The organism is Phytohabitans aurantiacus (assembly GCF_027923225.1).
Taxonomy (GTDB): Bacteria; Actinomycetota; Actinomycetes; order Mycobacteriales; family Micromonosporaceae; genus Phytohabitans; species Phytohabitans aurantiacus.
The window spans coordinates 10,943-22,658 of sequence record NZ_BSDI01000042.1; the positions used below are offsets into that span (position 1 = coordinate 10,943).

Genomic DNA, 11,716 nt, shown 5'->3' on the forward strand with positions numbered 1-11,716 from the left:
AGTCGCTAGAACGACTTGAGGGACGCCCTGATCACGAAGAAGGTGGGCGCCAGGCTCTGCGGGGGGCGCGGTCGACCAGCGGGCGCGTGGACTCCCAGGTGCGGCGCCAGGAACTCGCCGGGAACTGCTGGCCACTGGGTAGGGCAAGCTCCCCGCGGGCCTGGGCGCGCAGGCTGCCGTACCAGCCGAGATCCTCCTCGGACCACAGCTGCGTGATCGAGTCGCCGACCCGAACGTTGAACGCGCGCGCCCCCTCGCCCTCGGCAGGGTGCAGCGGGGTGCCGTAGCGCACCACGACCCGGGCGCGGCCGGGTATCGGCCAGTTGCGACCTCGGGGCATTGCCGCGTACGTGCCGCGGAGCGCGATCGGAACGATCGGCACGCCCTGGGTGACGCAAAGGTGGGCGGCGCCCAGCCGCAGCGGCGACATCCAGCCGTCTTCGCTGCGGGTGCCCTCGGGGAACAGCAGCAGGCTCCACCCCTTCGCCAGCAGGTACGGCGCGAGGCTGCGCAGCCGGCGGGACCGGTGCCGCTCGACGGGGAACGCGTTGAACACGAGCGCGGTCACCGCGGCGCGCCAGCGGGCGTCGAAGAAGTAGTCTGCCGCGGCGCCCACCGCGACCCGCTTCTGCAGGTGTTGCGGGATCGAGCCGAGGATCAGCGGGGTGTCGAGGTGGCTGCTGTGGTTGGCCACGAACACCACCGGGCCCTTGAGGGCGTCGAGCCGTTCGCGGCCCTGCACCTCGGGGCGGGTCTGGCTCCAGGTGAGCGGGGTCAGCACGCCGCGCTGGAGTGCGCGGCGGGCGGCCTGGGCGACCTGGGTGCGGGCCCAGCCGGTGGGGAACTCGCGCGGTGGCTCCGGGGGTTCGTGTGCCGCCGCCGAGCGGGGTGTGCGCGACCGGCCACGCCAGTCGCGCCCGCCGGTGAGTACCTTGACGTCTCGGATCAGTCCCATGACAGCCCCCTCAGCGCACGTCGGCCATGGTCAGCGGCGGCGCGTGCAGGTAGTTGATGCTCGGGGAGCGACCTACCCGCTCGCGCGCCATCTCCAGTGCGTCGTCCAATGTGGAGGCGCTGCGGAATCCCATCCGCTCCGTGGTCTTCCGGTTGCCGCCGACGAAGATGACGTCGCCCAAGTGCTCCATGGCGTGGGCGCCCCAGTACCACATGTAGAGCGGGTGCACGCCGTGGTAGGCGTAGCTGTTGCGGTACAGGTGGATGTACCACGGATCGGTGGCGAACTGCTCCTCGAATTTTGTCTCGATGGCCACCGGGTCGGTGGTCTCGGCGAGCACCTCTTCGAAGAAGTCGATGTAGCTGGGGTGGTGCACGGGGTGGAACTCGTTGCGCACCGGGTGGTAATAGATCGCCACGCCGCCGGGCCGCACGATGGGCTGGCCCCGGTACAGGTTGAAGAAGTAGCCGAGTCCCAGTGACATCACGAGAATCGGGTTCATGATCGAGTTGACGTTGTAGGGGCAGATGTACGGCAGCCCGAAGATGCCGATGTCCGCCGGACCGTCCACTTCGGTCAGTTGCTGGCGCAGCACGTGGCGCGTGGTGACCTCGTGCACCTGGATCGGGTCGCCCGCGGTCACCGACGTCACGCCGTACGGGGCGGCCGTGCGGTGCCAGATCTGCCGGCGCTGCTTCGGTGGCGCGAGGTCGTTGGCGCGCTTGACGGCCAGGTACGACGCCTGGTCCTTGAGGTTCCACTCCCACTCGCGCTTGTTGAGGAAGCCGACGTAGTCGGGGAACGTGTCGTTGTTGACCGTCGTCTCGATCTGGAAGATGTTGACGCTCTCGTCGAGCAGCCCGGCCATGCGGTTGTACGAGTGGTGCATCGCCGAGTTCGGCGGGTCGTTGAACGACTTCGAATGCCGCAGGGTGTGCACGTTGTGGTGGTGCTTGAGGCTGCGGTAGGAAGCCAGGCCGACCGACACCGACTTCGGGCCGCCACTCATCGCGGTCAACGACACGTTCACGTACACGATCAGGTCGCTCTCGGCGGCCCGCCGGTTGATTTCGACGACCTCGCCGTGCCGGGTCTGGCCGATCTCGGTGAGGTTCGCCTTGTCCTCGGCGTCGTGGTTGCGCAGGTGGCGCGGGAAGAACGAGCGGAACACCCGCTCGCCGACCGTGCGCTTGAGCTCGGCGGGCGTCATCCGGCGGTGCAGCGCGTTGCCGGCGATCAGCTCGACGTCGTCGACGCCCTTGGCGGCGGCCAACTCCAGCACCTGCTCGATGATTCGCTGGCGGATGTCGGGTGTGCGCATCGGCGGCAGCGGGATCGACAGGTCGTCGAAGACGATCGTCAGCCGCATGCCCGGCCGCAGCAACTCGTGCAGCGGCTCGCGGCCGAGCGGGTTGGCCAGGGCGTGGCGGATGCGCGCGTCGAGGTCGCGCAGGCCAGGCAGCGACTCCGGCGGGTAGATGACGCGGCTGCCGAGCGGCAGCTTCTCTAACCGGAAGCCTTCGCCCTCATGCATGAGGAGCGCTGGTGTGCGCTCGTCCACTTCGAGCACAAAGCCGGGACGACTCATCAAAGGCCCCCTACTGGTCTTTCGTCGGATCGAACGCCACCTTGACCGAGCCCAACCGGCCGGCGGCGCTGGCGTGACCGATCGCGTCGCGCCAGCGGGAGAGCGGGTACACCGCGTCGACGTACCCGGTCAGCGGCGCCGACTGCGCGAGCGCCAGGGCGTCCGGGAAGTCGTGCCCGCCGGAGCAGTACGCGCCCACGAGGTTGAGCTCGCGGAACCACAGCGGCGTGAGGTCGACACCCGCGTTCGGCATGCCACTCATCACCACTGTGCCACCGGCCCGTACGACCCGCAGCGCGGTGTCCAAACCGGATCCGGCGGTGCAGTCGAACGCCAGGTCGACGCCGCCCAGCAGGTACTCCGAGCCGCGCTCCGGCCGGGCCAGGAAACCGCCGGTGGCCCGGCGCAGCGCCCGTGCCGCCCGGTCGGAGGCCAGCACCTCGGTGGCGCCGGCCTCGCGCGCCAACTCCCGCTGGTGCCCGTACCGGGCGATCACGTAGATGGGGCCGGCCTTCGTGTACTCGCGCAGCGCCATCGTCGTCAGCAGGCCGACCGTGCCGGCGCCGACCACGAGCACGCTCGCACCGTCTGGAATGGGCGCCCGGCGCACGGTGTGGATCGCGCACGCGAGCGGCTCGACCAGAACCGCCCGCTCATCGTCCACAGTGTCCGGTACACGATGGAGCTGGCTGGCGTGCGCGACGAACACGCGGCTCCAGCCACCGCCGGTGTCGGCGCAGTAGCCGGTCTGCATGCCGGCGGAGACCCGGCCGGCGGTGATGTGGTCGCAGCGGCTCGGCTGATCGGCGGCACAGCCGGCGCACGGCTCCAGCCCGCGGGGCACGCAGCCGAGCACCGGGTCGAGCACCACCCGGGTGCCCTTCGGCAGGTCGGGCAGGTCGTCGAGGGTGTCGCCGACGACCTCGTGGCCGGGCGTGAACGGCAGCGAGATCAGTGCCGACAGGTACGGCGAGTTGCGGCCGGTCAGCAGGCCCAGGTCGGAGCCGCAGATGCCGGACAGGCGCGGGCGCACCCTCGTCCAGCCGGCGCCGGGCAGCCGGGGCTCGGGGCGGTTGAGCAGGCGCAGCGGCGACAGGTTCGCCGCCATCCAGCCCGACGCCCGGCCGCCGACCGAGGTGCCGGTCGCGGTGCGGGTCGTCATGTACCGCACCGGAGAACGGTGATATTCCAGAGTCAGGTTCATAAGGCGGTCTCCACGAACGCGTCTCCCACCGGCAGCGTGTACGCCTTCCAGTGCGCGACCGGCCAGCGGCGCGACTTGGCGTGCCGGTAGAGGTGCGGGTCGGGGTTGACCGCGACCGGATGCCCGACGGCCTCCAGCAGCGGCCGGTCCGAGTAGCTGTCGCCGTAGCCGTAGCTCTCGGTCAGGTCGGCGCCGACCGTCTCGGCGTACCGGCGCAGCCACGCCGCGCGTGCCTCGCCGACCAGCGGCGGCGACTCCAGGAACCCGGAGAACCGCCCGTCGCGCACGTGTAGCCGGCTCGCCACCACCTCGTCGAACAGGCCGGCGATCGGCTGGACCAGCACGTCGACGGTGCCCGTGATGAGGACCGTGCGGTGGCCGGCCGCGCGGTGCTTGCGCACCTGGCGGATGGCCTCCGGATGCGAGCGTCGCAGCAGCGCGTCGCCCAGGTGGTGTTTCACGAGGCGGGCGAGGCCGGCCTCGTCGGCGCCTTCGTACCGGCGTACGAACGTGCGCAGGAACTCGCCGCGGTCGCGGCGCTCCGCGGCCAGGTAGCGCGGCATCCGGCGGACCAGGTCGGCCAGCTCCGCCGGCCATCCGGCCCGCGGCAGGTCGCAGAGCTTGGCCAGCAGGTACGTCTCGATCACGTTGGAGGCCACTATCGTGCCCTCCAGATCGAAGACCGCGATGACGCCGCCGTTGGGCGCGTGCTTGAGCGGTGGCAGGGCGCTGCTGCTGGTACGCCGTCCGGCGGTCGCCTTGCGCATGGTGGCCGTGATGGCCGGGTAGTGCACCTCTTGCAGGTAGTGGTGCCAGTCGATGACGGCCGCGTCGAAGCCGTGCTCCTCGGTGCGCTCCGCCGGCAGCGCTCGGTGCAACGCGAGCAGTTTGCTGTCGGTGTAGATGACCTCGGCCTCGGTGTAAACGCCGTAGAGCTCCGAGTACTTGCGCAGGAAGTCGAGCTTGTCCTTCTGCTTGGTGAGGTCGTCCTGCCAGTGCCGCGTGCGCGTGTTGGCGGGGGCGGACAGCAGCGCCTTCTGCGCCACCGACAGTGCCTTCTCACCGGTGCGTAGCATCCGCTCCACCCGCTTCGCGCCGGGGAACGTCCACACTGGAACCTTTATCTGGCCCCGGCCGCCGTCGGGCATCGGGTGCTCGGTGAAGTACTCCCGGACGCTGTCGTGGATGCCCCGGAACGTGAGCGGGTTACGGGAACCGGAGCCCACGTGGTAGTACGCCGGCTCGTCGACGGGCGGTGGCGTGGCGGCGACCGCGAGCGTGGCGTTGACGACGATGTCGACCGGGATCACGTCGAGTACGCCGTCGGGCAGGCCCGGGAACTCCGGCAGGATGCCCCGTCCGTACGCGAGGATCAGCGGGTCGGCCATCTTGAAGCCGTCGATCCAGCCGGGGAACGGGTATCGCAGCGAACTCTCCACAATGGCCGGTCGCACCACCGACAGCGGCATCGCGCCGGTGAGCTTCTCCTCGGCCACGCGCTCGCCGAGCGCCTTCGTGAAGGTGTACACGTCGGGCCACCCGAGGCTCTGCGCGCGCAGTCGGCCGTACTCGACGAGCTGTTTCTCCACCCACTCCACCCGCCGCTCCTCGGCGGCGGCCGCGGTGGACTGTGGTCCGGATTTTCCGTGGTCCTTTCGCGCGTCGGCGAGTGCGCGTCGCAGGACGCCCGGCCGCCGCGAGTCCCACTCCACGCTGTCGCGTGCCGCGCGGGCGGCGGCCAGCTCGGTGCGCCAGACCGCGTCGTGGTCGAGCGACCGCTCGGGCACGACACCCTTGCGCGCGCCCGCGACGTAGGCGGTCGAGACGTGCACGATGTGGGGTGTGGTTCCGGTGCGCGCGACCGCGTCATAGAGGTCGACGACGCCTTGCACGTTGGTGCGGAACGCGTCGTCGATCGGCGGGTCGAAAGACACCGTCGACGCCGCGTGGATTACGGCACTCAGGTCGTCAGGAAGTGTGACCTCGGTGCTGCCCAACTCGCCGTCGATCACGCTCACGCGCTCAGCGACTGCGGCGGCGGCCGCCTCGGCGCCCACCGCCTCGCGCCAGGTGTTGAAGACCGGCCGCTTCAGCAGCGTCCTGAGGCGATCCGTGCCGGACGAGCTGCCCCGGCGGCGGATCAGCAGCGTCACCCGGGTGGTCGGGTAGCTGGACAGCACCTTTTCAAGCAGCGCCTGCCCGAGGAAGCCGGTGCCACCGGTCAGCAGGATGTGATCCCCGTCCAGATGGCTCATGCGACAGACACACCGAACTTGGCGACCGACTTGGACACCAGACTCAGGCCCTCCTGGCCGGGCAGCTTGTCGACCTTCTGGTCGAGCATGCGCACCATCCTCGACCCGGCGCCCCCTTGGAAGAGGTAGCGCAGGATGAACTGGGTCTCCGCCTTCGTCGTGATGGTGGATCCCACCGGCGCCCAGAAGCGCTTGAGCGCGAACCGGGTGATCCGTTGGGCCCGCCGGCTGCGCTCCAGGCGCTCGCGGGCCTCGGTCATGTAGAACGCCAAATGTCGGCTCTCCTGTTGCTGGATACGCTGGAGAATCTTCGTCAGCGTCGCATGCTGTTCAAGCTCGATCAACCTTCCGTATGCGGCGTGGGCGGACCATTCGTTGACGGCGCCCCACGTCATGTGTGTGGCGATGAAATCCTCGCCGATCACCGCCGCGGCGAGGCACTGTGTGATGGGTGCCAGCACGTTGCCGGAGAAGCCTTGGTTGACCCGCACGCTCTCGTGGCGCGGCAGGCCGTTGATCTCATCGTGCACCGCGAGCACGCGGTCGATGACGTCGCCATGCCAGAACTCCTCGAAGTTCCACATCGTGAGAAACGTGGTGATCCGGGGGTTCTGGTGGGAGGGCGTGACCAGCAGATCGCGCAGGTAGCAGACGGTGTGGGTCTCGACGTCGGTCATGTAGTGCAGGCAGCGGAGGGCTTCGGGAGAGAGCGGTTGGTCGCGGAAGTCGTCGAAGTCGATGTCGTCGACGATGACGGCTTTCGCCTCGCGTTTGTAGGTGTCGAGGTTGAAGGACATGTGGCCGGCCTCCGAGGGGTGTCAGGTGACGGCGCGCAGGTACAGGTCGACCACCTCGTCGACCCGCTCTCGATTCGGAACCAGGACGTTGCCCGGACGGGCCAGACCGTCCATGAAAATGAAGGTCATCAGGGGACCGATGAACAGCCGGGTGGCCAGGTCGAGGTCGACGTCTTTGATGACCCCGGCGTCGTGGGCGTGTGCCAGCACGGTGTCGACCCTGGCCAGGAAGCGCTCCGGCACCGTCTCACGCCAGATCTGCGTGAGGGCTGGGGTGGTGACCATCTCGGCGATGAAGATGCGGAAGAGCGCGAGATTGTCGGGACTCATCAGGTGGCTGACCATCGTCCAGGCCACCTCGGAGAGCACGGCGCGCAGGTCTTCGCGCGACGCGACCGCACGATCGCCGAGCAAAGGGGCACGCTCGTCGAGCGCCGCGACCATCGCACCGAGCACGTCTACGAGCAGGTCTTCCTTGCTGCGGAAGTAGACGTAGAGGGTCTGCTTGGAGACGCCCGCGGTCGCGGCCACATGATCCATGCTGGTGCCGGCCACGCCGCACTGGAGGAAGGCTTCTAGCGCACCACGGCGGATCTGCTCCCGCTTCGCGCTGCCCCTCATGATCCCCCGATCAAACCAAACCGTTCAGTTTGGCATGGGGCTATCGTGTCATGCGAGGTGCTTGTGATCAAGGGCAGCTTTCGGGCTACCGCGATGTCCGCCGCGCTCAAGACCGCCGCTCCCGCGGCCTCACCCTCCGCCGTCCCCCGCCCTCTGCCGCCGCCCGCCGCCTTTCGCCACGCCCGCCCGCCCGTTACGGCGCGTCGCCACGCCCCGCGCGCTGCCGGCCGATCAAGGGCGAACGCACGTGGTTGGATCTCTTTGCCGCGTGCGTCCGCTCCCAGGCCAGCCCGGCGCGGCGTGTCGCCACGCCCTGCGCGCCGATCAAGGGCGAACGCACGTGGTTCGATCTCCTTTCCGCGTGCGTCCGCTCCGAGGCCAGCCCGGCACGGCGTGTCGCCACGCCCTGTACGCCGATCAAGGGCGTATGCACGCGGTGGATCTCCTTTCCGCGTGCGTCCGCTCCCAGGTCGGCCCGGCGCGGCGTGTCGCCACGCCGGGTGCGCCGATCAAGGGCGTATGCACGCGGTTTGATCTCTTTCCGCGTGCATTTGCCCTTGATCCATGCGAATGCCCTTGATCGGCGCGCAGGACGCGGCGTGCACCGCGCAGGGTGCGGCGTGCACCGCGCAGGGTGCGGCGTGCACCGCGCAGGGTGCGGCGACACGCCGCCGGTAACCCCTCGAACCCCGGCGGCTAGCCCCGGCCGCGATGGCGCGCCGCCTCCCACCCGGGGACCTTTTCCGCCGATCAAGGGCGAACGCACGTGGTTCGATCTCAAAACCGCGTGCATTCGCCCTTGATCGATGGGAATGGCGTTGATCGGCGCCGCGAACCCGCCGCCGCATCACGCGGCGTGCGCTCGCCCGCCGCCGCATCACGCGGCGTCCGCGAACCTGCCGCATCCGCCGCATCCGCCGCATCCGCGGCGTCCGCTCGGCCGCCGCCGGACCGTGCGGGTCGCCGCCAGGCCCACCGTGCGCCGCGCCGTGCGGTGCTACGCGCGGAGGGTGAGGCCGCGGGAGCAGCGGTATGGAGCGCGACGGGCATCGCGGTAGCTCAATATCTGTGGAAGTGGATTGTCTAGGCGCGTAGCCAGACCGCGGCGTAAGGGCCGATGTTGACTACCGCATTGCCCTTGGGCGTCGTGACGATTGCACCGAGGTTGCCCACGCCGGTGCCTCCGTACGCCTGGGCGTCCGTGTTGATGACCTCTTCCCACCGTCCCGCCTTCGGGAGGGTGAGCTCGTAGCCGATGCGCGGAACTCCGGAGAAGTTCACTACGCAGACCAGCGTCTCGCCATCCGCGCCGACGCGAGTGAACGCCAGGACGTTCGCCGCGTTGTCGTCGTGGCGGATCCAGCCGAAACCCTCGGGCTTCGTGTCCTGGGACCACAGGGCCGGTGTGGAGCGGTAGACCCGGTTGAGGTCGCGGACCACTTCGCTGGTGCCGTCGCCGGTCGACGACCAGTCGAGGCCGTTGGCTTCGCTCCACTCGTGCTCGTCGGCCAGCTCGGAGCCCATGAAGAGGAGTTGCTTGCCGGGGAAGGCCCACATGTACGCGAGGAAGCCTCGGAGGCCGGCCAGGCGCTGCCAGCGGTCGCCGGGGAGCTTCGCCACGAGGGAGCGCTTGCCGTGCACGACCTCGTCGTGGCTGATCGGGAGGACGAACTGCTCGTCGAAGGCGTACACCGACGGCCAGGTGAGCTGGTCGTGGTGGTAGCTGCGGTGCACGGGGTCGCGTTCGACGTAGTCGAGCGTGTCGTGCATCCAGCCCATGTTCCACTTGAGGCCGAAGCCCAGGCCACCCCAGTCGACCGGGCGGGAAACCCCGGGCCAGGCGGTCGACTCCTCGGCGATCATGACGACGCCGGGGTGGGTGCGGTAGACGGTCTCGTTGAGCTGCTTGAGGAGGTCGATGGCCTCCAGGTGATGGTTGCCGCCGTACGCGTTGGGTGACCACTGGCCCGGGCCGCGGGAGTAGTCGAGGTACAGCATCGAGGCGACCGCGTCGACGCGCAGGCCGTCGATGTGGAACTCCTCCAGCCAGTACAGGGCGTTGGCGATCAGGAAGTTGCGGACCTCGGGGCGGCCGTAGTCGAAGACCAGGCTGCCCCAGTCGGGGTGCTCGCCGCGGCGCGGGTCGGGGTGCTCGTACAGCGGGGTGCCGTCGAACCGAGCGAGCGCCCACGCGTCACGGGGGAAATGCGCCGGGACCCAGTCGAGCAATACTCCGACACCGGCCTGGTGCAGGCGGTCGACCAGGTACCGGAAGTCGTCGGGCGACCCGAACCGGGCCGTCGGCGCGTAGTACCCGGTGACCTGGTAGCCCCAGGAGCCGCCGTACGGGTGCTCGGCCACCGGCATGAACTCCACATGCGTGAAGCCAAGCTCGGTGACGTACTCGGTGAGCTGGTCGGCGAGCTCTCGGTACGAAAGGCCCGGACGCCACGACCCAAGATGCACCTCGTACACGGACATCGGCTGGGCGTGGTGGTCGCTCTCGCGGCTCTCGATCCACGACCCGTCGCCCCACTCGTAGGCCGACTCGTAGATCACCGAGGCCGTCTTGGGCGGGCACTCGGTCGCGGTCGCCATCGGGTCGGCCTTGTCGGTCCACTCGCCGTCCGCGCCGTGGATCCGGTACTTGTACCGGTGGCCGGGCGCGGCGCCGGGGACGAAACCGCCCCACACGCCGCTCGGGCCGAGCCGCTCCAGGGCGACGCCGCTCCAACCGTTGAAGTCGCCGATGACCTGGACGGCGCGCGCGTTCGGCGCCCAGACCGCGAAGTGCGAACCGCCTTCGCGAGCCTGGGCACCCAACACCTCCCAGAGCCGCTCGTGACGACCCTGAGAGAGCAGGAAGAGGTCGAGATCACCCATGGGAGTAGGCCGCTTCAGGGTGTCGAGCATCAGGCGACCGCCAGCAGGTTGCCCTCACGAACCGGGGCCACCGCGCGGCCCTGCGCCATGCGCAGCTCCGCCTGCTGGGCGTTGAACGCCGGCGCCTGAGCGATCGCCGACGAGTACACCGCGGCGGTGTGCGCCGCGATCGACGCCCAGCCGTACCGCTCGTGCACCATGGTCCGGGCCCGGCCGGCGAGCGTGCGCGCCAGCTCGGCGTCGGCCAGCAGCATGCTGACCGCGTGGGCGAGCGCGTCGGGGTCCTTCGCCGGGAACGTCACACCGTTGACACCCGGCTCGACGAACTCCGCCAGGCCGCCCGTCGCCGCGACCGCCAGCGGGGCACCCGCCGCGGCGCCCTCCAGGGCCACCATGCCGAACGGCTCGTAGATGCTCGGGACCGCGAAGCAGTCCGACGCCGCGATCACGGCGGGCAGGTCGGTGCCGCCCAGGAACCCCGGGAACGTCACCGCCTGCGACAGGCCGAGCCGGTGGATGTCGGCTTCCAGCTCCGGCCGGTACGGGCCGTCACCGGCGATCACCAGGCGCAGGCCCGGGTGCTCCGAGCGCAGCCGCGGCAGGCCCGCGATCAGGTCCTGCACGCCCTTCTCGTAGACCAGCCGGCCGGCGAAGGTCAGCAGCGGGCCGGCGCCGGCGAACCGCTCGCGCGCCTGGTTGATCGCTGCCTGGGGGACCTGCCAGCGGTCGATCTCGACGCCGTTCGCGACCACGTCGAGGCGCTCCATCGGCAGGTCGAAGAGGCGGTTGGCCTCCCACCGCATGTACTCGGAGCAGACCACGACCCGGGTCGACTCGCTGGACAGCCACCACTCCACCGAGTGGATCGTGCGGTTCATCTCCTCGGGGAGCCAGCCCTGGTGCCGCCCCGCCTCGGTGGCGTGGATCGTGGTCACCAGCGGGAGGTCGAGGTGCTCCTTGAGGGTCATCGCGGTGTGCGCCACCAGCCAGTCGTGCGCGTGAATCACGTCGTACTCGCCGGACTCGGCGGCGCGCAGCGCGGCGCGGGTGAGCGTGTGGTTGAACGCCATCGTCCACGCCAGCAACGACGGCGTCGCGAGCGGGAACACCGGCGGGTCCTCGGGCGCCCGGACGATGCGCACGCCGTCGGCGTACTCCTCAAGGGGGGCACCGGGGGCGTGGCGGGTGACGACGGTGACCTCGTGACCGGCGGCGACCAGCGAGACAGACAGGGCGTGCACGTGCCGGCCGAGGCCACCCACCATGACGGGCGGGTACTCCCAGGACAGCATCAGGATCCGGCGGCGGCCGTCGGGTGCGGGTCCCGAGGCCGTGGGGAGGCCGGTGTGCGGGTAGGTCGAGGGGGAGGGGAGAGGGCTGGGGCGGAAGGCGCCGTCTTGCTCGTCGACCCGC

At 70.1% G+C, this 11,716-nt stretch carries 7 protein-coding genes and 1 pseudogene; all 8 read right to left on the reverse strand.

The window, feature by feature from the left end:
* Nucleotides 1–31 precede the first annotated feature (31 nt).
* Nucleotides 32–955 (reverse strand): lysophospholipid acyltransferase family protein, encoded by a 924-nt coding sequence (locus QMG73_RS32515; protein ID WP_281902114.1) that lies wholly within the window; start codon nt 953–955, stop codon nt 32–34.
* 10 nt (nt 956–965) lie between these two features.
* Nucleotides 966–2,543: a lactate racemase domain-containing protein gene (locus QMG73_RS32520; protein ID WP_281902115.1), complete on the reverse strand. Its 1,578-nt coding sequence runs from the start codon at nt 2,541–2,543 to the stop codon at nt 966–968.
* 10 nt (nt 2,544–2,553) lie between these two features.
* A complete protein-coding gene (locus QMG73_RS32525) occupies nt 2,554–3,705 on the reverse strand; it encodes a zinc-dependent alcohol dehydrogenase (protein ID WP_281902264.1) in 1,152 nt (383 codons plus the stop codon).
* A gap of 38 nt (nt 3,706–3,743) precedes the next feature.
* Entirely contained in the window at nt 3,744–6,002 is a 2,259-nt protein-coding gene (locus QMG73_RS32530) for an HAD-IB family hydrolase (RefSeq protein WP_281902117.1), read from the reverse strand.
* A complete protein-coding gene (locus tag QMG73_RS32535) occupies nt 5,999–6,799 on the reverse strand; it encodes a hypothetical protein (protein WP_281902119.1) in 801 nt (266 codons plus the stop codon). The genes QMG73_RS32530 and QMG73_RS32535 overlap by 4 nt, the downstream gene beginning before the upstream one ends.
* 21 nt (nt 6,800–6,820) lie before the next feature.
* A complete protein-coding gene (locus QMG73_RS32540; RefSeq protein ID WP_281902121.1) occupies nt 6,821–7,420 on the reverse strand; it encodes a TetR/AcrR family transcriptional regulator in 600 nt (199 codons plus the stop codon).
* 1,083 nt (nt 7,421–8,503) lie between these two features.
* Nucleotides 8,504–10,327, reverse strand: a pseudogene (gene glgB / locus QMG73_RS32545) (1,4-alpha-glucan branching protein GlgB); the annotation flags it as partial.
* 5 nt (nt 10,328–10,332) lie between these two features.
* Nucleotides 10,333–11,595 carry a glycosyltransferase family 4 protein gene (locus tag QMG73_RS32550; RefSeq protein ID WP_281902266.1) on the reverse strand — a complete coding sequence of 421 codons (1,263 nt, stop codon included), beginning with the start codon at nt 11,593–11,595 and terminating at the stop codon, nt 10,333–10,335.
* Nucleotides 11,596–11,716 lie beyond the last annotated feature (121 nt).